Here is a 25,217-nt window from a genome sequence, read left to right as displayed (position 1 = left end):
ATGATCAAACTCTTCAGTTTAAAATCAGTAGCACCTTAAAGGGTGCCAATCTTGGCTCATCAATTTTCTGACAAATATTTCTCAAATAAACTTCGAGTAATTTCTACCATCAATCAATGAAAATAATCTCGATCAATCAACCAGTAAAAATCCACACAAGTTGTTCTTCATAATCTCTTAATGATCTTCTTGCTAATTCGTCACCAGCAAGCTAGGTCGGCTATATTACTCTCTATCTCTAGAAAGTCAACCAGTAATTCAGATTATTTTTAAACTTATCAAATAAAACCCAACTCAATTAAACTTAACTAAGCCATTGTTTTATCAGAAGTTTTAATCTTCATCACCGCCGATGGATGTGCATTCTACAGTATTCCCGACCCAATACAACCCCTATTTTTAAATAATTCAGCAAAAACACCACGACTGTTTATTTATTCTACAAAAATCGCAATTTTCTTCATTTCTTGAGCATTAAAGGGACTGAATTGGATAAATGACTTAATCTTTTTTCAGTTTTATTCTGTTCCTGAAAGCGTAAAGGCCGGCAATCTATATATTCACAATAACCCCCTTCCCCATTTTCAGTTTCTTCATTTATTTTCACTTGATAACTAAAACTTCCTACATAGCCCGCTGCCAGGCCAAATTTAAAATCTCCACGACTTTGACCTTGTACCCAGATACAAGTACCGTCTGCATTTTCATAACACCATTCAAATTCACGCGGCAAATACATACTCTGCCCATTGGGTGTCGTGACACGCGGATAAACACGATGAACTTTAAAATAAACTTTGCGATCGAACATTTGGGTCCGCATGTTTTTTAAATCACGCAGATAGATCCGCGACTGAACAATACGATTAAAACCATCCCGAATTTGCGCCAACAGCAACTGGCGATTTTCACTGAGATTAATAATTTGATAAGTCAGGAAGGCCAAAGGCAGATAAGGAAAGTTAAAACTCCGCGCGTATTCAAAGCTTCCGAGACCATCGATCGTATATTGCTGCGCTTTATAGTTCACCCTTCCCTGACAATGACATAGCAAAGACCAGTGGTCTGCCAAGGAAAAACGCATTTGGGTAAAATGAGAAATCAGCTGAGTGGTCTGAATATTTAAATCAAAACTGAGTTCCGAGTCAGAACGTTGCAAACGAAAATTTGGGAAATTTCCGCTCAATTGCTCTCGATCCAAGAACTGAAATAGACTAGATTGAAAATGACAGTCCTGCTTGATCGAATAGTGATGCAATTGCCCCACCATATGCGGACTCGAACTGCAAATCACGGTGGCGGTATCTAAGGCTGTGGTTTCGATTGCACTCGGGTTTGCCAACATGGGTGCATTGGGTTGCCCGATAATACTCAGAAAGTTTAAATAATAGAGCGGTGCCGGAAGCCCGGGAATCATCAAACCTTGATGAATAATTTTATATTTTGAGGTGGGGCCATGATAGGCGGGATAGCGAGAAACAGTAGGAGTCTGATTCAGCTGTTTCGAACGATCTAAAAAATCTTGAAGAAACCGCATCTCAGACTCCTTATATTTTTATAATGTACTCGATCTTTTTGCCATAAAGGTGGTCACAAAACCAGACAAGGCATAGAGAATAGAAATGACCAGAATGCCGACAGGAATATTATAAGTCATCGCTGCAAAGACGAATACGGCAATTGGTAGGACAAAAAATGGAACCCGTTTACGTTCTACAGTTTTAAATGAATAGTATTTGATATTGGAAATCATCAACAAGCCCACCGCAATAATGACCACTGCATTAATGACCTGAAGAGAAGGTTCACGAATATCAAAGATTTCTGGAAAATCCAGACCGACCCAGACCAATGATACAATCATGATGGCAGCCAGAGGACTTGCGACACCGATAAAATAACGTTTATCGACCACACCAATCTGCACATTGAAACGTGCCAGACGGAACGCAGCACATGCGGTATAGACAAAACAGGCTGCCAGACCAATACGACCCAAATCGCTCAAGCCCCAGCTATACATCAAAATAGCGGGAGCCACACCAAAAGCCAGCATGTCAGAAAGGGAATCGAACTGTTCGCCGAACGGACTTTGTGCACCAATGGCACGTGCCACACGGCCATCTAGTCCATCCAGTAATGCCGCAATAAAGATCGCATAAATAGCTTGCTGAAAATCACCATTCATACTGGCAATAATCGAGTAGAAACCTGACAACAACGCTGCGGTTGTAATAAGGTTCGGCCATAGATAGATGCCTCGACGCTTAACTTTTTGCCCTTCCTGGGTATGCTCCTCTTCTTCCACCTCGAAGGTGATGCCATCAAAAGGCACTTCGGTTGAAGAGTCGCGTTCCGGTTTGCTTATATTTGTCATTCTTGTCGATCCTAGCTATGACCTGATTTTTAAAAAAATTACTCGCCCACTAACCAGCGAACTGCAGCGTGACCACCATTTTCACTCATGCGAAGATGCGGGAATAACCACTGTAGTGCTTCATCTGCATCTTCAGAGAATTTCCAAGGCGGGTTAATCACCAGCAAACCACAACCGTTCAAGCCCACTGGAGTATCATCCGGCCATACACAGACTTCACAAACCAGTTGACGGCGGATACCGGTCTTGAACATTTTCTTCTCAAAGCGTTCAATCATGGCACGGTCTTTAATTGGATACCAAACGGCGAATACACCTGTCGGCCATTTCTTATAAGCAGCAACTAGCAGTTCTACCAACTGCGGAAAATCTTTACGCTCCAGCTCATACGGTGGATCGATCATCACCAGACCACGTTTTTCTTTTGGTGGAATGACTGCTAAAAGACCTTCGTATGCATCACGCTCATGCAAACCTGCACGCTTGTCAAAAATATTATGACGAAGTTGCTGGAACACATCACGCTGCATTTCAAAAATGGTCGCTTTATCAATCTCACGCATGCCTTCTAGCGCAAACCACGGTGAACCCGGATAAGCACCCTTACCAAAGTTTTCACGCATATTTTCAACAATTTTCAAATATTGTTGTACGCCTTCAGGTGCATTACGCTTGATCGAATCATCAAGCTTAACCAGACGATGAATACCGTTTAAAAACTCACCTGATTTTTGCGCTTCGGCAGTCGACAAATCATACTTACCTGCACCACCATGTGTATCTACATAGCGATAAGGTTTGTCTTTTGCATTCAGTCGAGTCAACAACTGAAGCAATAAAACGTGCTTCATGACATCGGCAAAGTTGCCTGCGTGGTAAGAGTGACGGTAATTCATGTTTCAATTATTCCTAAGATCAATTGCTATTTTAACATGAAAAACTATTTCGTTCAGAAACGATTATTGCACTAAAATAGCGGACCTTTTTTTATCACACTATCGAGAATTGAAAAAATGGAAGCAGTTATCATCCCAGGGGATTGGAATGTTGATCAAATCTTAGATGATTTAGATCAACATGGCTTTAGTATTGTTGACGATGCGTACTCTAGCGAATATCAACATGCTGTGAGTCAAGAATGTTTAAGCCACTTAAACGAATTTCGTAATGCAGCCATTCAAAATGGCGTCGTTAACAACATCCGTAGTGATCATATTCTTTGGTTACAACCTGAATTTCAAATTTCCCACCGACACATCCAAACCCTTCAACAATTTTCTCAAATTTTAAACCGCGCGTTTTATTTAGGCATCAAAGATGTCGAAGCACATTTCGCTTGCTATCACGCGGGTGAGTTCTATGCCCTGCACCGCGACAATCCTCAAGATAAAAATGGCCGGATGATTTCCAGTGTGTATTATTTACATGAACAATGGCAGAAGGACTGGGGCGGTGAACTGCGCCTGCAGGACAAACATGGCCAGTGGCATATTATCCAGCCAGAACCAAACCGAATGGCGCTGTTCCAGAGCGATTTATTACATGAAGTTTTAATCTCTAAACAGCAACGCCTATCCATTACCGCCTGGCTAAGAAGTGATACCTCACTACTCTAAGACGACCTGCCGCTTTAAATTTTAATTTTTAGCCTCATATAGCCATTATTGAGAAATGAGGATTGCGTTGATGCGATTAACAACCAAACAGATTATTCAACGTCTGGGTGAAACTGACCAATTGTACTTAAAAGGCAATACGCCAGAATTAACGCTTGAACGTGCTGATCTTCGTTTACAGCTGGTGACTTTAAGTGAACTGCGTCAGGAACAGCGACATTTCCTGCAAGAAGCCGTAGTGTTGCTGGAACAAGGCCGGGTAGAATTTGAAGAAATGCCGCTGCGCATGTATATCAACCTATCTTTGCATCTGGCCAAGGCCTATATGATGTTCTTTGAATTGACTAAAGAGCACCATTTTGCCCTGATTACCCAGCAAATTTTAAAGCCAATGGCCAGTTATGAACATGGTGATATTTATTTCTTCCTGGCCTATGCCAGTGCCAGTAAAAATGAGCCAGCCCTGACTCGCCACTGGTTAGGTAAGTACACCAACACTGCCGAATTTGAGCTGGAATTATTACAGCAGCATCATGCATTTAATGATTATCGTCAGCACGAATGGTTTAACAAAATATTAAAAAGCAAAATGCATTAAGCCAAAGAATAAAACGCCTCAGATGAGGCGTTTTTTAATGCAAGTTATATCGTCTTACTCTAAATACCAGAAGAACACAGGAAAAATGATCAAGCAGGTTGACGTCTATAAGCGTCCATGTGCAGTTGCTGATTCAGTTCATCGACCCAAATTGCCCAATCATCATCTTGTACCAAATGGCTGATTAATAAAGAACGCTGGGCTTTATTCCAGAATGGCGCATCATGCAAGGACAGCCCTGCTGGCAGTTGATGGGTGCGTACATACAATTCAATAGCCGCAGGACTATTGGCGAGACCGAGCTGAGAAAACAAGAGCTCTAAGGATGGTTGGTTCTTTGCGAGCATCGCGCCCTCCTTATATCAGATAAATTGTAATTATTTATAGATCTAACTTATAAGATAAGGCAAAAAAAACCTAGTCATTTGACTAGGTTTGTTGTTTCTTTTTGTATGAATGCATTTAAGCGCTTTGCTTGTCGCTTTCCACATGTAAAAGCTGATTTAACTTGTCAATAATGACAATCCATTCATCATCTTGGTGCCAGTGTTCACGCAAGAAGGCACTTTGCCCCTCACTCCAGAATTCGGCATCTGGCAATGCGACTTCAGATGGTAATTGATGGGTATCGGTAAACTGAGTAATTGAGGCTTCATCAGAAGGCAAACCCAATTGTTCAAATAATAATTCTAAAGTTAACTGTTGTTCCGTAAGCATAAATAGACTCCATCGTAGCGTTAAATTATGAGCGTGTTGAGATTCGAATTCTTAGGTTGATTTATGGCTGGGTATGTCACAGGAACCTGAACCCTCTGCCTCAATATGTAATTGTTCATTTAACACATCGACAAAAATGGCCCAGTCATCATCTTTCTTCCAGTGACTGATCAGAAAGTCATGCTGTGATTTACTCCAAAAAGGAGCTTTATGCAGTGGCACATCCATACCAATTTGATGCGTACTAATAAACTCATCAATGGCTTCCGGACTCGAATCCAGACCCAATTGTTCAAAGAAAAGTTCGAAGGTGGCGCGTTGCTCTAACATCTGAACCTCCATCTTTTTATCTATAATCTTGTTTCTACCTTAGATGGCTCATAGCGAAAACTCAGTTGTCTCTCCTTCACAGCTTGTTATTTTTTGTTGATTAAAGTGAGTGATATAAAAAAAGCACCCCAAATGGAGTGCTTTTTTCAACTTAATCTAAGAAGATTAAATTATTTAAGCATATCAGCAATTGCTGCGCGCTCTTCTTCAAGTTCGTTCAACGTGAAGTTGATACGCTCTTGACTGAATTCGTCGATTTCTAAACCTTGAACGATTTTGTATTCACCGTTTTCAGTTGTTACAGGGAAACCGAACATTACGCCTTCAGGGATACCGTAAGAACCATCAGAAGGAATACCCATTGTTACCCATTCGCCGTTTGTGCCAAGAGCCCAATCGCGCATATGGTCGATCGCAGCGTTAGCAGCAGAAGCAGCAGAAGACAAACCACGTGCTTCGATGATCGCAGCACCACGTTTACCAACAGTCGGAAGGAATGTATTTGCATTCCATTCTTGGTCGTTGATCATGTCTTTAACGCTTTCGCCGTTAATTGTTGCAAAACGGTAGTCAGCATACATGGTTGGAGAGTGATTACCCCAAACTGTAAGATTTTTGATGTCTTTAACCGCTTTACCAGTTTTAGCAGCAATTTGAGATGCAGCACGGTTGTGGTCAAGACGTAACATTGCAGTGAAGTTTTTCGCTGGAAGATCTGGAGCAGATTTCATTGCGATGTAAGCATTCGTGTTTGCAGGGTTACCAACAACTAGAACTTTAACGTCACGGCTCGCAACTTCGTTCAATGCTTGACCTTGACCGATGAAGATTTCACCGTTCACTTTAAGCAGGTCAGCACGTTCCATACCTGGACCACGTGGACGTGAACCAACTAATAACGCATAGTCAGCATCTTTAAATGCAACTTTAGGATCATCAGTACCGATCATGTCTTCTAGTAATGGGAATGCACAATCTTGAAGCTCCATCATTACGCCTTTAAGCGCTTGTTGAGCTTTCTCAAAAGGAACTTCGAGCAATTGCAAAATCACTGGTTGATCTTTACCTAGCATTTCGCCGCTTGCGATACGGAATAATAGGCTGTAACCAATTTGACCTGCAGCGCCAGTAACGGCAACACGAACTGCTTGCTTCATCTAATTATCTCCAATTGAGGATATTCAATGCGATTAAATAGTTAGTATTTAATCTAATAATCGTAAACGCGAAAGATTGTACTCCAATCCTTTGCCAGATGCATATAAAAGAGGACGGATTTCACCTAAAGTCTGATAGGAAATATAAATTAAATCGGCAAAAAAGCTCAGTATGTTCCTTTTATTGTGACAGTTTTTGGGCATGTATTAATAATGTTGGCAGGACAGGATTTGTAATTGCCATTGGGGCGATAACAGACCTTGATCGAGGTAAGCACGCTAGCTGACTGAGTCTGCTGGCAGTTGAATCGCAAGGCATTGCCCGGTAATTGCGGATTAATTTTCAGGAATTTGGCCCGCAGCGTATCGACAAAAATCGTAATATTTTCCTGTTCCGTCAGTTCCGCAGGCACTTTAAGACGATCTGCATAATTGATAATCGTCCGGAAATATTGACTGGCATTCATCGGCACACAGCCACCGATATTGCGCCATAAGATTGTCCGGGTATTGTCATCCGGCATGATCCTGGCCACTACCTTGGACTGAAGTGGTGACAGTTTCGCAGAGCTATTGGTCGTGCAATTTTGTGATGTGGTCTGAGGATATAAGCCGGAGATATTCAGCGAATAACCTTCCAGACATTTTCGTTTCTTGGCATATTCCGGATACAGACTACATAAGGCCGGGACCATTTGTACATCCATGACATAGTCTGTCGGCGTAGCAAACACTGCCGGACTGCTGGCCAAAACCACAAGCGCAACCAATCCAGCCCAGACTCGACGATCCTTCATTATTTTCATGAATAAATTACCATCCCCCAATAATTTTAATTTTATTGTGTATTACGTAATGGTATCAGTTGCATGCGTTTACCTACTGACTGTGCCCCCTGTCCTAACAAGATACCGTAATGCGTGGCATTGGTCATGACATGTTTCACATAATCTCGGGTTTCGAGTAAAGGAATACTTTCAGTATATTGATCTGCAGCAATCCCCTGAAATTCTGGCTGCCAGCGACGGGCACGGTTTGGACCGGCATTATAGCCTGCCGTTGCCAGCACCGGACTATCGCTAAGCTGACGCTGAATCGTAGATAAATAGAATGTTCCGTAGCGAATATTGGTATTCATATCGGTGAGTGCCGCCGGGTTATAAGCCTCACCCATTTGACGCGCCACCAACTTGGCCGTATCCGGCATAATCTGCATTAGACCACCCGCCCCGACATGTGAACGTGCGACGGTATTGAAACGACTTTCTTGACGCATCAAACCATAGGCCCAGGCCGGATCAATCCCCGCATTGCGACTATGGCTGACCACGTAATTCTGATGTGGCATTGGATAACGATAGTTATAATTATGTTTGTTCGCGGTACGGTCAGCGGCATAAATGGCCCGATCATGCCAACCCATGTCCATGGCACGCTTTGCCGCAGCCAGCAACAGGTCATCATCTTTCTTTAGATAAGCCTGACGTACTGCCCAGTTCCATTCACGGTTAATGTAGTTCTCTGGGGCGCTGATATTACGTAAAGTGAAAGCACGGCGGAAATGAATATCCTGATTCAAGCGCTGCATAGCCTGATTGGATGGCTGTGCCGGGGTTGGTGTACTCGCGGTCACCTGCCCCAGCTTGTCGCGTGCCAAAAGATTGTGATAGTCATCTCCGGTCGCCAGCTTACGATAAATACTTTCTGCTGCCTGCTTGGAAGCACGGTCAGCACGTTGTTCACTAGCACGCGCCAGCCAATATTGCCAGCGATCTTCCTGCTTCTGGTTGACGCTCATGCTGTCAATCGCACGAATCAGGCTTTCCCAGGCACTAAAACGAATCGCCTGACGCGCATAAATCTCGGCTTCTTCCGGGCTAAATGGCAGACCATAGCTGGCATCTAGCGCATTTAACACTTCCCGGTTGAAGTTGTTTTTCATGACTGTGGTACCACCGATATAACCGACAGCACGATATAAGGCGCGTTGTACCTGTACTGGTGTACCTTCCGCGGTCCGCTTGACGATAGACAAAGCTGAGTCCAAATCGCTATCGGCCAGACGTCCCAGCGCATAAATCAGATAGGCATGCTCTGCCGCAGTACTTTTAGGCGCAGACCACAAATAATTAGTGGGATTGGCCTGAATCGAATTCAGTTGTGCCAGAGACAGATTTAGACCAATGCCTTGCGCTGTCGCAATGGCCTGACCTGACTGTCCGGCACGAAGTTGTCCCCAGAGTCGCTGCTGACGGTCTTCTGCCGTCATGAGTGGACTGGATAGCATCATCCGGCCTAAACCAGTACAAGAATCAGGCTGGCTGTTGGTAGTTAACCAGACTTCTTTAAACTCGGCATAGACCAGTTCATCACCAGCTTTGGCGCGCACTTGTGCCACTGCACAGGCTTCGGCGGGATCGGCATTAGTTACATAAGGCAATACCGGTTGGGCAGTGCTAAAGTCTGCCATTTTTACTTTTTCTTCGACATAGTCTGCTGCCAGCTTTTCAGCCATAGCGGATTGAGGGTAACGCTGGGCAAAGCTGATAATCTGGCTGACAGGCTGCATGGCAAGATTCTGGTTTAAAATCCAGTATTCCGGATAATAGCCCAAGGCATCATTCTGCATAGAAAGACGATATTGCTGTAACAGTTCAGTATTACCTGCATTGGCTGCACGCAAGGCATCATTAAATTGTTCTTCTGCTGCCTGTGTACTCGCTGAACAGATACATGCCACACTTAAAGTAATTAATTTATAGTATTTATACATAGTTTTAGTGTGTTTCAACATCCCTTTGCCTTCTATCATCGATTTTGTGCTTAGCCCATGTTGCATATCATAAGAGCTAGTTTGAAGATTATAACCAACTCTATTGTTCAGTTATGTAACCTTATGATTAAGCAATATTAATCTACAGACAATTTTTGCCCATAAATCAATATTTTTCCACAGTTAATTTGGGCTATAAGTTTAAGCGACTTTCCTGCTAAAATATGCGCCTTTCCAAGATTTCAGTCTGTGAATTGAATTTTTATTCACCTGTTTGATGCATCAATCAGGCTGTTCGTTCACTCTTTCAACGTATTACCTTGTAGGAGCCTACATGACGGTTCAAACCTTCATTCCGAATGGTGCCCCAGCTGCCTCAGAAAACACTGTTACCCAGCCAGCGCACACCCCTGTTAGCGATGCTTCAGTCAAGAAACTGTACATCGAAACACAAGGGTGTCAGATGAATGAGTACGACAGTCACCGTATGGCAGACCTGTTAGGCGATTCTCATGGCTATGTGCTGACCACCGATCCTAAAGATGCCGATATTCTGCTGATGAATACCTGCTCGATCCGTGAAAAGGCCCAAGAGAAAGTATTCTCCGAGCTAGGCCGCTGGCGTAAGCTTAAAGATAAAAATCCTGATCTGATTATTGGTGTTGGTGGTTGTGTGGCGTCTCAGGAAGGCGACAACATCCAGAAACGTGCCAATTATGTCGATATGATTTTTGGTCCACAAACCCTGCACCGTTTGCCGCAAATGCTGGATCAGCATTTTGAGCAGATCGAAAAGCCGAAAAAAGAAAAAATCAAACTGGTGGATATTTCCTTCCCGGACATCGAGAAATTCGACTTTTTACCTGAACCGCGTGTTGAAGGTTATAAAGCTTTTGTCTCGATCATGGAAGGCTGTTCTAAATACTGTTCTTTTTGTGTGGTGCCGTATACGCGTGGTGAAGAAGTATCTCGTCCACTGGATGATGTGCTCGCTGAAATTGCGGGTCTGGCAGAAAAAGGCGTGCGTGAAATTTCACTTTTGGGTCAGAACGTAAACGGTTATCGTGGTGAAACTTTTGAAGGCAATATCTGTACCTTTGCCGATCTGTTACGTTTGGTTGCAGATATTCCGGGCATTGGCCGTATTCGTTATACCACCTCGCATCCACTGGAATTTAATGACGACCTGATACAATGCTATCGTGACCTGCCACAAATGGTTTCACATCTGCATCTGCCGGTACAAAGCGGTTCCAATGATGTGTTGCAAGCGATGAAGCGTAACCACACCATCGATGTCTATATCGAAAAGATTAAAAAGTTACGTGCAGTTCGCCCTGACATGCACCTATCTTCAGACTTTATCATTGGTTTCCCGGGTGAAACAGATGAAAACTTTGAAGAGACTTATCAGTTTATTCAGGATCTGGATTTTGACCATTCTTATAGTTTTATCTATTCAAAACGCCCGGGTACGCCTGCGGCAGAACTGGAAGATACGATTTCTGAAGATGTCAAAAAAGAACGTCTGGCCAAAGTTCAGCAATGGATTAAGCGTTCAAGCATTGACAAGACGGATGCCATGCTCGGGACCATCCAGCGTGTACTGATCGAAAAAGTTTCTGATAAAGATCCGAATATTCTGGTCGGTACGGCGGACAATACCCGTTATGTCAACTTTATTGGTGACCCTGCCTGGGTAGGCCGCTTTGCCGAGATTGAAATTACCGAAATTAAAACTTTGAATTTAGTTTACGGTGAGCTCTTGAATCTTGAGCCTGACGTGGCGTAATGTAGAGCATATAACGCACACTTCATAAGGAACACTCTTGACTGCAGCGATTCGACGTACAGTAGCTTTTCCTGGAATTTCGATGGACCGTATACAAGCCATGTTAGGTGCCTATAACGGCCATTTGAAGCAAATTGAACAACGTTTAGACGTCAAAATCTCCCATCGTGGAGAAAGTTTTATTATTGATGGTGGAATCGATGCCGTTGAGAGAGCCGAAATGCTCTTGCAACGTCTTCATGAAGAATCTGAACATAGTCAGCAGATTAGTGCAGATACTTTACATCTGATGATTCAGGGCAGCCAGACTGACCGTGAACTTCAGCAAGATCTGGACGATCAGGAACATACGGGGCTGGACAATGTCTGGCTGCAAACTCGTAAGGGCCGGATCAATCCGCGTGGTGCCAACCAGAAACGTTATGTACAGCGCATTCTGCAAAGTGATATTTCTTTTGGTATTGGCCCTGCGGGTACAGGTAAAACCTACCTCGCCGTTGCGGCTGCCGTGGACATGCTGGAGCGTAATGAAATTCAGCGGATCTTGCTGGTTCGTCCTGCGGTTGAAGCCGGTGAAAAACTTGGTTTCTTGCCGGGGGATTTAACCCAGAAAATCGATCCGTACTTACGTCCCTTGTATGACGCGCTGTATGAAATGCTCGGCTTTGAAAAAGTGGCCAAACTGATCGAACGCCAGGTGATTGAAGTCGCTCCGCTTGCTTATATGCGTGGCCGTACCCTGAATCATTCTTTCGTGATTCTAGATGAAGCGCAGAACACCACCCCAGAACAGATGAAGATGTTCCTGACCCGCCTAGGTTTTGGTTCACGTGCCGTGATTACCGGCGACGTAACTCAGGTAGATTTACCGCGTGGTCAGCAATCCGGTCTGTCACATGCCTTGCGTGTGATTGATAAAATTCCTGAAATTCATATCACCCGTTTCCATTCGCGTGATGTGGTACGTCATCAGCTGGTACAGAAAATTGTCGAAGCCTACGAAGGCTGGGACAGTGAACAGCAGCGTTTAAGTGCTGAAGCACGTGCCGAACGTAAAGCACGTCAGGATGCCTTGATCGCTGAAAATGATGCTGCGGCAGACGCACAGCATTAAGCTTTAAACTTAAGGATTTGTGTTGAAACTTAGTCTTTCCTTACAACAGGACTTTCAGTCGCCTGAACTGGTGCTGAAACGTGCCTATATTAAAAAAGTTGTAGAAACCACTTTACGTCATATTGGCACTCAAAGTGATTGCGAAATTGGAATTGCCTGTGTCGACAATGACGAAAGTCATAAGCTTAATCTGGAATATCGAGACAAGGACAAACCGACCAATGTACTGTCTTTCCCGAGTGAGCTTCCAGATGAAATGGCGCAGTTTCTGGATGCATTTCCCATTGGTGATCTGGTGATCTGTATTCCGGTGGTATTACGTGAAGCGAGTGAACAGGGCAAAGCGCCTTTGACTCACTTTACCCATATGCTGGTTCATGGCACCTTGCACTTAATGGGCTATGATCATGAAAATTCAGATGAAGATGCAGAAGAAATGGAAGGCATTGAGATCGAGATTCTGGCCAAGCTGGGTTTTGAAAATCCTTATCTGGAACAGAACTAAAATTTGAATATTAAAAAAAGCGGGCCAAGGCTCGCTTTTTTTAATGAAAGTTGCCCTCCCTCTAACTCCCTCCCAGAGGGAGGGAGAACATTCATTAGAATCCTATGATTGTTAAACATTATAGATATAGTTCCCTCTCCTTATTAGGAGTGGGTTAGGGAGAGGTCTTGGTAAATATCAACTTTAACGCACTTCAAACTCCGCTTCTGCCGGGTCAAAACGCCAGGTACGAATCACTCGCAGTTCGGAAATTTCTTTCATTTTACTGTCGAAAGCACCAAATGGCGCTGCCTTACGCACGGAAGCTTTGGCTGCTTCATCCAGCATGGCATGTCCCGAACTGTCAATCAGTCGAATGGCACGAATCCCGCCATTCTGGTTCAGGATCACCATCAGCCGCACTTCCCCTGCCAGATTCTGTTGTTTGGCTGCTTCCGGATAATAACGGTTCCCATAGAACTCCACTTTCTCGCGAAACTTTTCCAGATAGGCGGCAGAAACATCCTGCTTGGACTGAATACCATCTACAGTCTTAATTTTTTGCTGACGACTGAAATTTTGCTGACGCTGTAAATATTGCGCTTCCAGACTGGCGACCATGGCCGCTTTGGCCTGAAACTGGCTCTGTAATTGCTCCTGCATTTTTTTTCGCTGATTTTCTTCCGCCTGCTTTTGCCAGCTCAAGGTGGTCATCAGGACTTTTTCTTCAAAACTGAGTTCCTGTTGCTGTTGCAGCATATCCAGACTTTCTTGCAGCTCTTCGCCTGCATGTTGTTCCATTAACGGCGATGGCATATCACTCGACATGCGATGAGCTTCTCTAAACTGGCCGGAACCCTGCTGGTCCGTTTGGGCGAGAAAATCAGCATGCTCAATTTTTTCATCAGTCTGGCGCAAGCTGACCGCGATTTCTTTGGTACTGGTATCCCGATCTTGCGGCATACCAAATTCCAGTGTCAGCACGATCAAATGCAGAATGCCTGCGGCAAGCAACGCACTGCTAAACACTGGATCTTTCCACCAAGTTCTGACCAGAGGCATGAGTATCATCGTTTTTTCACATTCGCCTAAACTCAATAATGAGTTCAGCTCCCCAAAAAAGTATTTGAAAGATTAAAAATAAACGGATTCGTCATTTATCTTTTTAAAATGCCAAATCCATCAAATCTTCAACGTTACATAACTAAAACTATAAAAATGGTGCTATTTATTTTGCTAAACTTCAAGCATGAACGCTTGTATTTTTCATACAATTCGACAAGATACATCCCGAGTCAAAAATAAAGTTGCCAGGACGCTTCAGTATGCAAACGCTAATTTCCAATATCTCCAACCGAATCCGCCAAGTGTATCAGAGGGCGGAAGGATTTATTGAAGATGAGCGTGAATTTCCCCTATCGCAAGTCTTCCTAAATGCAACCTTTCAGCGCTTTGTCACAGACAATGTCGATGCATTGAAAGACTTACACGCAGATTTACATGAAGACTGGCTGCGTCTCTACGCAACACTGGATTATAAAGGCCTGATTGTCACTTTATCGGTTGATTTGAAACTGGTACAGATGGAACTGAATAAAACCACCCAGTTGATCGTGTTCGAGCAAATTAGTGATACCCAGCTGATTGAAGCCAAATATCCGAATATGCTTTATAAACTTGGCGTGCGTTTTGGCCTGTTCTTCTATCAACGTGTCTTGAATAAAGATCCTTTGGGAATGATTTTGGAAAAACTGGGCGTGATTAAAGTCATCGATGACTTGCTCTATCTGGATTTAAATCGCTGGTTAGGTAAAAGCCGATCGGTCATTGATACCTTGGGCAAAGTTCATGTGAATCACGCAGTACTTCGTGAAGCCGAACTGGTGGTGATTGGTAATGTCAATCTGGCCGCCCTGTTTAGAAAACTTTCCCAAGATCAGGAAGAGAACTGGGATGAAGACAAGATGGATGACAACCGGGTCACCCCTATCAAACAGAAAGATCCTTCTTAAATCATGTCAAACGTAGTTTTTGAAAAAAAGTTCCATAAAACTACATGAAATATACATTTTTGGCAGAAATATCCCTTCAACTTCCATATTTTGCCCAAATAATAAAGGGTGCAATAAATGATATTTTTTGCCCGTTTAACCAATATAGGAAAATAACTGATGGCGAAGACTGTATTCAAAACTTTAGTGATGACCACGGCTCTGAGCAGCGCGATACTGTTCACTGGTATTTCTAGCCAGGCTTTTGCCATGACTCCTTTTCAGGCCAGTTATCAATTTAGCTATAATGGCAAGAATATGGGTTCTGCAACGCGGACTTTAAGCAAATCAGGCAATAACTGGACTTATGTCTTTGCTGCAAAAGCCGGAGGTATTGCCTCTGCAACCGAAACCAGCCGCTTTACTTTTAATAATGGCAAGATCGGCTCAAGCAGTTTCAGTCGCAGTAGTAAAGTATTGGTGCATAACAACACTATGAGTATTAATTTCAATCCTTCCAGCAAAACTATCAGTACCAAGAAAGATGATGAAAAACGTTCTTTTGCCTGGAGAGCAGATGTTCTGGATGAGTTGAATGCGGAATTGCAGATCCGTGAAGATTTAAAAAATTCAGGCCTGAAAGCAAATTATTACATCGCTGATGCTAAAGAAGTTGAAGGCCGTAAGTTTATCAAACAGGGTTCAGAGACTATAAGTACCAAATACGGATCCTTTAATACCATTAAAGTGGTGATGAAGCATAGCAAGCCAGGCCGTGAGACCATCTTCTGGTTGGCGCCAAAACTTGACTATCTTCCGGTCAAAGTTTCGCATGTCGACAAGAAAACCTCCTATGGTTTGCTGTTAACTGATTATAAAGGTGCAAGCAACTAAGTTTTTGGCGAATTTCACTTGATTTTTTCCGGGTGCTTTTTACAATACGCTTTTGCTTGAAAAAGCACCTGCTCTTGAGGATTCTCCCGTGCATGCACTAGAACAGAAAATCTTGGCTGAAGGCATCGTTCTCTCTGAAGAAGTTTTGAAAGTAGATTCTTTCTTAAACCATCAGATTGATCCAGTCATGATGCAACTGATTGGTCAAGAATTTGCGCGTCTGTTTAAAGATGCTGGTATTACCAAAATTATTACGATTGAAGCATCAGGTATCGCACCTGCAGTAATGGCCGGCCTAGAGCTTGGCGTACCGGTGATCTTTGCACGTAAATACCAGTCTTTGACCCTGAAAGATGATTTATATCGTTCTAAAGTCTTTTCATTTACCAAACAGACTGAAAGCACAATCGCGATTTCAAATAAACACATCAGCTCAACCGATAAAGTTTTAGTGATCGATGATTTCCTGGCTAATGGTCAAGCGGCTTTAGGTCTTGCAGACCTGATCCACCAGGCAAATGCCGAAGTAGTCGGTATTGGCATTGTGATTGAAAAATCATTCCAGCCAGGTCGTGACCTGCTACTTGAAAAAGGCTACCGTGTGGAATCACTGGCACGCGTGAAATCTTTGGCAAATGGTACAGTTGAATTTGTTCGTGACTAAGCTCGCCAATGAATTTTAAAAGAGCGCTGATGCGCTCTTTTTTATTGCGTTTTTTCTGATGATATAAATTTAAAGTATCCAAAACTCGGCTATAGCTCAGCCTAAATTCTTATTTATTCTTCCAGATTTGATCCTAGATAAATGACTTACTTTTAAGCGCCAAGCTATTCAATTTCTGAAATAGAGAGTATTAAACAATAAGTACTTTTTTTATCCGATGAATAAACAACAATTTATGTGGATGTTATTATAAAATAAAGAGGCCTAACTATCTGCCAATAGTTAGGCCTGTGTTTACCTCGAAAAAAAGAGTTTATTTAACAGTCACAGTGATACTACCGCTATTCACAGCACCGATAGCGGTAGTTGTGATGCTGTTGTTAATAGCAGTTTGAGTTCCTTCTGAAATAGCACTGACAGATGCATCAATAGCACCCGCATTATAGGCAATATTCGCTACACTATAATTGCTTAAAGTTTCATTGATTTCCTCACTATAGTCAGTGCTCAGTGTCGAACTCACAACTTCCGAGATATCTGAACTATCCGCAACCTCTGATAGCTCCTCTAGAGTTTCAGAATTATTAGTTGCACTGGTTACTGCACTGTAGTCGTAGTTATCCGTGGCATCTGATATGTCTGATACCACCTTATTGTAGCTACCCTGCTCAATACTGATACTACCTGTATTCGCGGCACCAATCGCAGTAGTTTCAATTGTACCTTCAATTGAACTAATGGCCTCTGGTGCTTCTCTTGTAGCTTCTGCAATTGCTTCTAAATCAACGCTTGCATCAACATCACCTGTATTCACTGCAAGATTCAAAGCAGAACCATTTTCAACCTGCTGAGAAATAGAATCCAAGGTAGCTTGCAAGCCTGTATCTACGGTGACGTCAGTAGGTGTTTCATCTCCTTGGGCATATGCCATACCTGCGCTAGACAGAAAGGCGACGGATAAAGCGATTGTTTTGATCGTGTTTTTCATCGTTGTTCTTCCTACTTTTGTTTTGAAGTACCTCTCGCTAAGTACTCCTTCTTATAATGGGAGCGAGCCCATTTTTAAATATTTTTAATCACGTTGGGTGCTAGACCAGTAATTTTCGACCACATCAGGATTAACCTCCCATAGCGTTGTGGTTTTTTCATCTTCTTGTTCTTTAGCAGCTTCTTCTTGAGTATCTTTTTCTTCATTCTTTTCATTTGAAGAAGGTTGACGCTGCTTCTTGCTGATATATTTCATCAAGTCCTGTTTACTCATTTCAGGCTCTGCTTCAGGGTTTTGAATCACCTCGGACTCTTTCTGTTTAGGCGGTTTTGTATCTTTACTCGGGGAGTTGGTTAACTTATTTTTTTCATTGGATGAGTCTGTCTGGCTTGAGACTGACTCCTGAACAACACTGCTTGAAGCTGTACTATTTTGTTGCTGGTTTTTCTTGTATTTATGCAGAGCGACAGAACTTCGGGTTAAGTTCAATTGACCAAACTCTGGCGGTATCTGCGCACGGCAACTTTCAAATACGGCGGGTGGGACAACCTGACTCAGCAATTCAAAAGTGGCCAGATTCAACATTTGCCGCAAGGCAAAGTTAGTTGCCTCTCGTTCTCCTTTTCCAATCTGAATATTTAAGAGTGTACGACCAGCGAATCTGCCTGCACTTAAGCCATAATCCTGTGCAGCAATTTGCTTCTGCAATGAAACATTGCCCACGACTTTACTGCTGCGGGTATCAGTCAAAGATAAATCCAGACCGACCATAATCCGGGTTTGACTATAATTCGGACCGACACCAGCGATCTGCATGTCAAAACCACCACCCGGAATAAAATCCAGACTGTTAATACTGCCTGTCACATAATAATCAGAAGCCTGGATTTGTCTTGGATCACGAATGCCCCACTTGGCTTCGCTTTCGATAATCCGGGGATCACGCCGGTTCATTAAGCTTACCCCCGCCTGAAACAAGGCAGATTGCACCATATCTCCCGCACCTTGGGTCACCATTTTTCCGCTACCACCATTGGTAACTACATCCTTACCGGTTTGATCCAGAATTGCCCCCACGGAGAAACTCACATCACTACGTAATTGTCCTTTTAGGCAGGATAAAGCCATATCAAAAGGGGTAAAAATATCGGTAATTGGGGGGCCTTGTACTAGGCTAACTGGCTTCTTGTTTGAGGGCGCTAAACCCGTGCAGCCTGTTAAAAAAGAGCTGAAAAGGACAGTGGCACTCACGAAAGATATATGTCTTCTTGTCGAGGAGAAATTCAACATTGTGATTCTCCTGGTCTGTTACTTAAATTAAGACAGCGCTGAGGATTTTGGTTGGTATTTGAATTGACTGGTGCTTCATTCAGCAACTCACTCGTAATATCGATACTGTTGTCTGTACCCTCTACATTGATATTGTTGGTCGGGGTATTTACCGTCCCGATGGAAGTAGTTGAGGTGCTATGAACGGTGGTTTTACCTAATCCGGAATAATAGTCTGACTCCTTAAGTTCGATCAGATTGGCTTGAACTAGATTCTCATTGGAACGGGCACTGGATGATTTCCAACGCTGAGTCCACTCATCAGAGGTGGCATAAGCGTTACTCAGAAAACATAAACCTAATAAACCCAGATTGATAACTAATATTCTCATAATCTTAATATCCTCTGACTTAAGATATTTATTTAATTTTTCATTTAAGTAAGATTAAATTTATCTGAAAAATATTAAATCACATAAAATTATAAAATGTAAAACTTATCCCTATTCACTTATTTTTTTGTTTTATTTAAAAATATAAATTATTGTTTTTATTAAATTAATATATATTTTTTTATTATTTTTGATTTGTAAGAAATCATTATATAAATTTTTTTTGAATATAAAATTCATCCAAAAAACTTGATTAAGATAATATATTTTTTATATTATCAATAATCAAAAATTTATCTAATAAAGATTAGAATTATTATACTTTTTATATTTTAAAAGTCGTAAATTTTTATTTTATTAGAACTTCTATTTAATAAGGATAAATGTCACGATTTATTTAAAATATAATTAATCAATTACAATGAAGGTGACTTATAAAGAAACGCCAATATTCAGATGTATTTTGGCTGAAAACTTGAATAGACCTGATAAGAACTCGTTTACATATTTTTCGACTTCCCTTCCTTTTTCATTTCGAATCCAGAAATGGCCTACCTAAGATCGCAATATTTAGACTGATGAGAGAAGAACATTTCTGATGATCTTGAGATTTGCCATTTCCTCAATGACAGGTTAAGAATTGCGTTAATCAACCAAGAAGGCATATATTTACAGCTGAAATACAATGTTTTAACGTGAACTCAACTAGAATCAAGTGAGTATGCAATGTTTCTGATTTGCGAGTTCAAAACTTATCTAGTGTGTTGTTGTATGTTATGAATAAGTGCTGATCAGGGCACACATCCTATTCCCGACAAACCTAAAACAAGCACATCTCAATCCTTGATGGAACAATCTATGCAATGTCCTAAATGTGGCTCAGCTGATATCGAACAGCGCGATCATGAACAGAATTTAAAGAAAATTGGCGGCATTCTCATGAGTTCAGCGGGTGCAACTGCAGGGACTGTGGGTGGCGCTGCTTCAGGTGCATCGATTGGCGCTGCAATTGGTACAGTAGCCGGACCTTTAGGTGTGATTGTCGGCGGAACCGTAGGCACTTTTGTCGGTGCAATCAGTGTCGGAATTACCGGCGGTGTGGTCGGTAATTTTCTGGGGAAAAAAGCCGGGGTTTCTGTCGACCGTAATCTGTTTCAGGATTATCAATGTCTGAAATGCAAATACAGATTTAGTCAAAAAGATCAAAAAGATCAAAAAGATCAAAAAGATCAAAAAGATCAAAAAGAAGCCTAATAAAATTCAGGAAATGAAGTTCATCCTTCATTTCCTGTGAGTGTTTTTCAGACTCGATTGAGTTTCAGTACCACTTCACCTAAACGCTTGCCTTGTACTTCACACAGAATTTTTTCATCCTGACTCAAGCCCTGATCATGCCGCGGGCCGCTAACATGACTAGCACCATAAGGTGTACCACCAGTTTTGGTATTCGAGAGTGCCGGTGTTGCATTGCTGAGCCCCATAATCATCATGCCATGATGGAACAACGGCGGCAGCATGGTCAGCAAAGTACTTTCCTGTCCACCATGCATGGAACCTGATGCCGTAAACACGCAAGCCGGTTTACCGTGTAGCGCTCCATTCAGCCATAGACTCGTGGTCTGATCCCAAAAAAATTTCATTTCAGAGGCCATATTGCCAAAACGGGTCGGTGAACCAAGCGCCAAACCGGCACACTGCGCCAGATCGTCCAGAGTACAGTAAATATCCCCTTCTGTCGGAATACTGGGTTCAGCGACTTTTACCACGCTGGATATATTTGGAACTGTCCTTATTTTTACTGCCACGCCTGCCGCTTCAATTCCATTGGCAATCAAATGCGCCATTTCTTTGGTTGAGCCATATTTGCTGTAATATAAAACAATGACATAAGGTTGCATCATGGTTCTTATTCATTACTTAAAAAAATAAAACTATACGATACTTTGCAAGTTTTTTGGTTAAGCTGATGATGAAAATTCATGATGATTAAAAAAATTGAGATTGGATGCAGATGATTGTTAAGTATTTAAAGAAATTACCTTTCTATGAAAAACACTGGTTTCAATTTGTTTTATTTGTACTTCGACGCTTTGAAGCAGACCGCTGTCGCGAACAGGCAGGTTCCCTGACCTACACGACCCTGTTTGCCGTAGTGCCGATGCTGACGGTTTTTCTGGTAATTATATCTTCCATTAAAGCCCTAGAACCTGCACGGCAGCAACTGCAGCAGCTGATCTATAGTAATTTTTTACCTAAAACCACCATTGCCTTTGATAAGGCTCTGAATGCCTTTACTGATAAATCCAGCAATTTAACCATCATTGGTATTCTGTTTTTATTTGTTACTACGGTATTAATGCTCAGCAGTATCGAAACGGTGTTTAACCGCATTTGGCGCGTGACTGAAACGCGGGGCGGGATTATGGGCTTTATGCGTTACTGGACCATCATTTCGCTAGGGCCGATTTTATTGGGCAGTGCGTTTGTGATTTCTTCGACCGTGGCATCTATGAGCATTCTCAGCAATAACTTTGCTGGTTATGAGCTGGATGGTGCCTTTGTCCTCTGGGCGATTTCATTTTCTTTGACTGTACTCGGATTTTTCATTTTGAACTGGACCATCCCGAATCGCAGTGTACCGCTTAAATCTGCCTTTATTGCCGGTCTGTTTAGTGCCGTGGTGTTTGAGCTGCTGAAAAACCTGTTTGGCTATATCATGTCAAATTTCACCAGTTACGAAATCGTCTATGGCGCTTTCGCCGCCGTACCGATTTTCCTACTCTGGATTTATCTGTCGTGGATTATTGTGTTATTGGGGGTTGAAATCAGCTATGCCCTGACGGCGTTTGAATCTGGGCAGGACAATAAACGCCATCCCATCGTCATGCTGCTGGATCTGTTAGAATTATTTTATAAAAAGCAAAAAACCGGTGAAAGCATCAGTGAAGCACAAGCGCTTGAAGTGCTGGGCCGGGATGAAATTGGACGCTGGCCGAGCTATGTCGCCATGTTTGAAAAGCAGAATTTGATCAAACGTACCGATGAAAATGAATATGTGCTGGTTCGTGATCTGGATCAGGTCAGCTTCTGGAATTTTTATCTGCAATTACCCTATCCACTGCCACGCAAAAACCATCTCACCAATGCCCAGACTGATGACATCTGGATGCAAAATTTCTCACCTAGATTACAGGAAACCGATCAATATCTGGAAGAAAAACTCAATTTTCCATTGTCCGAACTGTTCCGACATAAATAAAAAAATCCTCTCGCTTGAGAGGATTTTTTAAATATTATAGGTGGATTTCCAACAAACAATCGCACCCACGCTTACCAAGGCAGTCCCGATCCAGAAACTGAGTTCGGGCCTGACATCCAGAATCAGCATTGACATGACCGAAGAAAGAATTGGCATAAAATAGGTGGCTAAAATCAGCACCTTGATATTGCCAAACTGCATGCTCTGATTCCAGTTACTATAGGCGATGCCAATCAGACTGCCTACCACCGCAATTCCCAGCCATAGCTTGAATGTGGGCATGATAAAAGGTTCGTTTAATCCTAAATGTAAGAACCATAAGCTAATTACAGCGACCAAAAAGAAAATCGGTACACCATTTTGTCCGCGGCCATAGGTCCTAGTTAGAACGCAGTAGCAAGGCCATAACAAAGCGCCGAGAAAGGCAAAGCCGTAGGCCCAAGGATTTTCAGCTAAAGCCTGCATAAACTTCGGCAGATTAGTGATTTCTGGATTGACCACCAGCATCAGTCCCATCACAGCGAGCAGAAAGCCTGGAATCACCCAGAGGCGAGCCTGCAACTGTCGGGCAAATATCGAAAAAACAATCATCAAGGGTGGCCACAGATAATTGATCATGGCAATCAGCATCACCTGTTCACGATTATCCGACCATGCCACAGCAACCAGAAATAGAATCTCATAAGCCACAAATAAAGCGCCACAACCGAGCAGATAACGCTTGGACATTTGCGTGATTTTTGGAAAGCCGGTGAACGCAAAAATCGCCAGACTGCTAAAACTATAAATTAAAGCAATCCCCTGCACTGCACTGGTGGATTCAGTAATCAGTTTCACTACAGCGACTAGACTGGCCCAGATCAGAATGGAAGACAGGCCAATCCAGGTCGCTAAATTTACAGACCAGTTTTTCATACTTGCTCTTGAATAGTTTTATTGATATTCGGTTTTTTCAGCCATCCCTGCAAACTCACCAGAATCACGCCCAACATCACCATACAGGTACCGATAATAAAATTGATTTCGATATGTTCATCCAGAATCAGCACCCCGAACAGCATGCCGAATACAGGGGTCAAAAAGGAAAATACCCCCAACCGTGATGCCAGATAATGTTTCAGCATCCAGAACCAGATCAGATAACTGGCAAAGGAAATCAGTACGGTATGAAAAATCAGACTGGAAATAGACAACACCGTCCATTGAATAGCTGCTTGCCCAGTCAGAACAGCCAGAGGCAATAACAGGATTCCACCCATCAATAATTGATAGAACAAAGTCTGGGTTGCAGGTGCTTCAGCCAGCCGGCTCAGACGTACACTGACTGTGGTGGCTGCCCAGAATACGCCGCCAAGCAAGGCCAGAAAATCTCCCCACAAGGCATCAGTCTGTAGACCTGACCCCGTTTGTGGACGTAACAGAAAACTGACTACAATTCCGCTAAAGGCGAGAAATATTCCGCCCCATTGCACAGCAGACAAACGCTCTGCCGGCAATTTCCAGTGCAAACCCAAAGCCACAAAAATCGGTGCGGTATAGAGTAAAACAATCGTATGCGAGGCTGAGGTATAACGCAGTGCCTCACCAATCAGATAGAATTCGGTTGCAAACAACACACCGACCAGCAATCCTGCAGGTAAATAGCGTGCATTCCACAGTTGACGGCGTACGCTTTGCTGAATCAAGGGATAAACCATCAGCGCAGACAAGGCTGAACGCAAGGCAATTTGCATCAGGGCTGAAATATCATTCGCGGCCCACTTCAGTACCACCTGTTGTAAACCCCACAACATACACAATACAAACATGATGGCAGATGCTTTGGCATCTAATGCCTGACGCTGGCTCACATACGGTCCTGTTGCTCATTTGGAAGGTACACTATAAAAGTGTCAGAAATAAAAGATATACTTCAAAACAGACAAATGATGGTGTTATTCAGGCAATTTCGGTGATGCATAAAAAAATCCAAGCAGATTCAGCTTCGCTCAAGCAACTTCCGACCCATGATCTGATTAAAGCACCTCTGTGGATCAGCTTCAGGGAGGATCCTGCGCAATCTGTTTATCCGCTACATGGCCATGCCTGGGGAGAATTTGTCTATGCTTTTCATGGAGTGATGGAAGTGAATATTAATCATATAAATTATGTGACGCCTTCACCTCACGGCATCTGGCTCCCACCGAATTTAGAGCATCGTGGTCTGAACCGTACCGCAGTTTCTCATGGCACTCTGTATGTGCATGAATCACTTTGTAGCCAACTGCCCACTCAACCGGGCATCCTGCTCAGCGCCCCCTTGGTCACTGCTTTATTTACCCACCTGAAACAACTACATCAGCAAGACCATCCAGTATTCGAGGATTCAGCTGAATATCAACGTCTGCTACAGGTACTGCTCGATCAGCTCCAGCAAGCCCAACTGGTCAGCAGTTATTTACCGCATTCAGAACATGCATTGCTGAAACAGATTTTAGATTATTTACATCAGCATCTGGCAGATCAGAGCTCGCTGCAGCAACTGGCAGAACGCGTCAATTTAACCGAGCGGACGCTAGCGCGATATAGCCAGAAAGAACTGGGAATGTCACTACATGAATGGCGGCAACGCCTGAAAGTGATGCAGGCCATGTCTTTATTAAATTCAGGTCATAGCGTTGAAAGCATTGCCTTTGATCTGGGCTATGCCAATGCCTCGGCATTTATCAACATGTTTAAACGCTGGATGGGAAGCACCCCTGATCAGTTTCGCAAGCGTTATACTGTTAATGATTAAAATTATGCATATGAAAAAGGAGCCCA

27 protein-coding genes are annotated in these 25,217 nt (G+C 42.9%); 12 read left to right on the top strand and 15 right to left on the bottom strand.

Annotated elements, in window-relative coordinates; genetic code table 11:
- Positions 1 to 460 precede the first annotated feature (460 nt).
- The 3 genes from FTV08_RS05855 to FTV08_RS05845 are packed head-to-tail and all read right to left on the bottom strand — an operon-like array spanning position 461 to position 3,273.
- Positions 461 to 1,537 carry a DUF6670 family protein gene (locus FTV08_RS05855; RefSeq protein WP_180086868.1) on the bottom strand — a complete coding sequence of 359 codons (1,077 nt, stop codon included), beginning with the start codon at positions 1,535 to 1,537 and terminating at the stop codon, positions 461 to 463.
- An 18-nt stretch (positions 1,538 to 1,555) separates the two neighbouring features.
- A complete protein-coding gene (pssA, locus tag FTV08_RS05850) occupies positions 1,556 to 2,377 on the bottom strand; it encodes a CDP-diacylglycerol--serine O-phosphatidyltransferase (RefSeq protein WP_005108642.1) in 822 nt (273 codons plus the stop codon).
- A 38-nt stretch (positions 2,378 to 2,415) separates the two neighbouring features.
- Positions 2,416 to 3,273 (bottom strand): 23S rRNA (adenine(2030)-N(6))-methyltransferase RlmJ, encoded by an 858-nt coding sequence (locus tag FTV08_RS05845; protein ID WP_004732197.1) that lies wholly within the window; start codon positions 3,271 to 3,273, stop codon positions 2,416 to 2,418.
- Between the two features lie 117 nt (positions 3,274 to 3,390).
- On the opposite strand from FTV08_RS05845, the gene FTV08_RS05840 reads away from it, so the two are divergent.
- Both FTV08_RS05840 and FTV08_RS05835 read left to right on the top strand, forming a co-directional pair.
- Positions 3,391 to 3,993 carry a 2OG-Fe(II) oxygenase gene (locus tag FTV08_RS05840; protein ID WP_044113158.1) on the top strand — a complete coding sequence of 201 codons (603 nt, stop codon included), beginning with the start codon at positions 3,391 to 3,393 and terminating at the stop codon, positions 3,991 to 3,993.
- Positions 3,994 to 4,063: 70 nt separating this feature from the next.
- On the top strand, positions 4,064 to 4,591 hold the full coding sequence (locus FTV08_RS05835; RefSeq protein ID WP_005108638.1) for a hypothetical protein: 528 nt from the start codon (positions 4,064 to 4,066) through the stop codon (positions 4,589 to 4,591).
- Between the two features lie 89 nt (positions 4,592 to 4,680).
- Here the strand turns inward: FTV08_RS05835 and FTV08_RS05830 are convergent, their stop codons facing one another.
- The 6 genes from FTV08_RS05830 to FTV08_RS05805 form a co-directional block, all read right to left on the bottom strand.
- On the bottom strand, positions 4,681 to 4,938 hold the full coding sequence (locus FTV08_RS05830; RefSeq protein WP_004645106.1) for a DUF2789 family protein: 258 nt from the start codon (positions 4,936 to 4,938) through the stop codon (positions 4,681 to 4,683).
- Between the two features lie 115 nt (positions 4,939 to 5,053).
- Positions 5,054 to 5,308, bottom strand: coding sequence for a DUF2789 family protein (locus FTV08_RS05825; RefSeq protein WP_005108635.1), 255 nt, complete (start codon positions 5,306 to 5,308; stop codon positions 5,054 to 5,056).
- A gap of 51 nt (positions 5,309 to 5,359) precedes the next feature.
- A complete protein-coding gene (locus tag FTV08_RS05820) occupies positions 5,360 to 5,638 on the bottom strand; it encodes a DUF2789 family protein (protein WP_004645104.1) in 279 nt (92 codons plus the stop codon).
- A 170-nt stretch (positions 5,639 to 5,808) separates the two neighbouring features.
- Complete coding sequence (locus FTV08_RS05815) at positions 5,809 to 6,795, bottom strand: malate dehydrogenase (protein WP_004645103.1); 987 nt, start codon at positions 6,793 to 6,795, stop codon at positions 5,809 to 5,811.
- A gap of 167 nt (positions 6,796 to 6,962) precedes the next feature.
- Positions 6,963 to 7,601, bottom strand: coding sequence for a ribonuclease I (locus tag FTV08_RS05810; protein WP_180086867.1), 639 nt, complete (start codon positions 7,599 to 7,601; stop codon positions 6,963 to 6,965).
- Between the two features lie 32 nt (positions 7,602 to 7,633).
- Positions 7,634 to 9,568, bottom strand: coding sequence for a lytic transglycosylase domain-containing protein (locus FTV08_RS05805; protein ID WP_180086877.1), 1,935 nt, complete (start codon positions 9,566 to 9,568; stop codon positions 7,634 to 7,636).
- Between the two features lie 334 nt (positions 9,569 to 9,902).
- Between FTV08_RS05805 and miaB the strand changes: the two genes are divergently transcribed.
- Genes miaB through ybeY form a run of 3 tightly spaced genes read left to right on the top strand, consistent with a single transcriptional unit; the run spans position 9,903 to position 12,979 of the window.
- Positions 9,903 to 11,360 carry a tRNA (N6-isopentenyl adenosine(37)-C2)-methylthiotransferase MiaB gene (miaB, locus tag FTV08_RS05800; protein ID WP_071850832.1) on the top strand — a complete coding sequence of 486 codons (1,458 nt, stop codon included), beginning with the start codon at positions 9,903 to 9,905 and terminating at the stop codon, positions 11,358 to 11,360.
- Positions 11,361 to 11,397: 37 nt separating this feature from the next.
- Positions 11,398 to 12,474 carry a PhoH family protein gene (locus FTV08_RS05795; protein ID WP_004732214.1) on the top strand — a complete coding sequence of 359 codons (1,077 nt, stop codon included), beginning with the start codon at positions 11,398 to 11,400 and terminating at the stop codon, positions 12,472 to 12,474.
- A gap of 22 nt (positions 12,475 to 12,496) precedes the next feature.
- Positions 12,497 to 12,979: an rRNA maturation RNase YbeY gene (gene ybeY, locus FTV08_RS05790; RefSeq protein WP_180086866.1), complete on the top strand. Its 483-nt coding sequence runs from the start codon at positions 12,497 to 12,499 to the stop codon at positions 12,977 to 12,979.
- A 183-nt stretch (positions 12,980 to 13,162) separates the two neighbouring features.
- Here the strand turns inward: ybeY and FTV08_RS05785 are convergent, their stop codons facing one another.
- Complete coding sequence (locus FTV08_RS05785; protein WP_171260775.1) at positions 13,163 to 14,020, bottom strand: energy transducer TonB; 858 nt, start codon at positions 14,018 to 14,020, stop codon at positions 13,163 to 13,165.
- A gap of 263 nt (positions 14,021 to 14,283) precedes the next feature.
- On the opposite strand from FTV08_RS05785, the gene FTV08_RS05780 reads away from it, so the two are divergent.
- The 3 genes from FTV08_RS05780 to FTV08_RS05770 all read left to right on the top strand — a co-directional run bounded on the left by FTV08_RS05780 (position 14,284) and on the right by FTV08_RS05770 (position 16,507).
- Positions 14,284 to 14,970, top strand: a complete 687-nt coding sequence (locus tag FTV08_RS05780) for a hypothetical protein (protein WP_044113162.1) — start codon at positions 14,284 to 14,286, stop codon at positions 14,968 to 14,970.
- 159 nt (positions 14,971 to 15,129) lie between these two features.
- Positions 15,130 to 15,843, top strand: a complete 714-nt coding sequence (locus FTV08_RS05775) for a DUF3108 domain-containing protein (RefSeq protein ID WP_044113163.1) — start codon at positions 15,130 to 15,132, stop codon at positions 15,841 to 15,843.
- 88 nt (positions 15,844 to 15,931) lie between these two features.
- The gene (locus FTV08_RS05770; RefSeq protein ID WP_005094083.1) at positions 15,932 to 16,507 is read left to right on the top strand and encodes a xanthine phosphoribosyltransferase; all 576 of its coding nucleotides are present in this window, start codon (positions 15,932 to 15,934) and stop codon (positions 16,505 to 16,507) included.
- Between the two features lie 313 nt (positions 16,508 to 16,820).
- Here the strand turns inward: FTV08_RS05770 and FTV08_RS05765 are convergent, their stop codons facing one another.
- The gene (locus tag FTV08_RS05765) at positions 16,821 to 17,495 is read right to left on the bottom strand and encodes a hypothetical protein (RefSeq protein WP_044113164.1); all 675 of its coding nucleotides are present in this window, start codon (positions 17,493 to 17,495) and stop codon (positions 16,821 to 16,823) included.
- 84 nt (positions 17,496 to 17,579) lie between these two features.
- The gene (locus tag FTV08_RS05760; protein WP_180086865.1) at positions 17,580 to 18,785 is read right to left on the bottom strand and encodes a CsgG/HfaB family protein; all 1,206 of its coding nucleotides are present in this window, start codon (positions 18,783 to 18,785) and stop codon (positions 17,580 to 17,582) included.
- A gap of 274 nt (positions 18,786 to 19,059) precedes the next feature.
- Between FTV08_RS05760 and FTV08_RS16370 the strand changes: the two genes are divergently transcribed.
- A complete protein-coding gene (locus tag FTV08_RS16370; protein WP_370940770.1) occupies positions 19,060 to 19,140 on the top strand; it encodes a hypothetical protein in 81 nt (26 codons plus the stop codon).
- Positions 19,141 to 20,002: 862 nt separating this feature from the next.
- A complete protein-coding gene (locus FTV08_RS05750) occupies positions 20,003 to 20,410 on the top strand; it encodes a hypothetical protein (protein ID WP_171054336.1) in 408 nt (135 codons plus the stop codon).
- A gap of 47 nt (positions 20,411 to 20,457) precedes the next feature.
- Here FTV08_RS05750 and wrbA read toward each other — a convergent pair whose 3' ends face one another.
- Positions 20,458 to 21,054, bottom strand: a complete 597-nt coding sequence (gene wrbA, locus FTV08_RS05745; RefSeq protein WP_180086876.1) for an NAD(P)H:quinone oxidoreductase — start codon at positions 21,052 to 21,054, stop codon at positions 20,458 to 20,460.
- A 113-nt stretch (positions 21,055 to 21,167) separates the two neighbouring features.
- Here wrbA and FTV08_RS05740 point away from each other — a divergent pair, with 113 nt between their 5' ends.
- Complete coding sequence (locus FTV08_RS05740) at positions 21,168 to 22,415, top strand: YihY family inner membrane protein (RefSeq protein WP_004645086.1); 1,248 nt, start codon at positions 21,168 to 21,170, stop codon at positions 22,413 to 22,415.
- Between the two features lie 27 nt (positions 22,416 to 22,442).
- On the opposite strand, the gene yddG is transcribed toward FTV08_RS05740, so the two are convergent.
- Both yddG and FTV08_RS05730 read right to left on the bottom strand, forming a co-directional pair.
- Positions 22,443 to 23,330: an aromatic amino acid DMT transporter YddG gene (gene yddG / locus FTV08_RS05735; RefSeq protein ID WP_180086864.1), complete on the bottom strand. Its 888-nt coding sequence runs from the start codon at positions 23,328 to 23,330 to the stop codon at positions 22,443 to 22,445.
- Positions 23,327 to 24,265 (bottom strand): DMT family transporter, encoded by a 939-nt coding sequence (locus tag FTV08_RS05730; RefSeq protein ID WP_180086863.1) that lies wholly within the window; start codon positions 24,263 to 24,265, stop codon positions 23,327 to 23,329. Before FTV08_RS05730 ends, yddG begins: the two co-directional genes overlap by 4 nt.
- 104 nt (positions 24,266 to 24,369) lie before the next feature.
- On the opposite strand from FTV08_RS05730, the gene FTV08_RS05725 reads away from it, so the two are divergent.
- Positions 24,370 to 25,191, top strand: a complete 822-nt coding sequence (locus FTV08_RS05725; RefSeq protein WP_180086862.1) for a helix-turn-helix domain-containing protein — start codon at positions 24,370 to 24,372, stop codon at positions 25,189 to 25,191.
- Positions 25,192 to 25,217: the final 26 nt, after the last annotated feature.

Origin of the sequence: Acinetobacter sp. YH12226, assembly GCF_013417805.1 — a bacterium.
Taxonomy (GTDB): Bacteria; Pseudomonadota; Gammaproteobacteria; order Pseudomonadales; family Moraxellaceae; genus Acinetobacter.
Note: the sequence above shows the minus strand (reverse complement) of the source record. Positions and strands in the feature narration are given on the sequence as shown.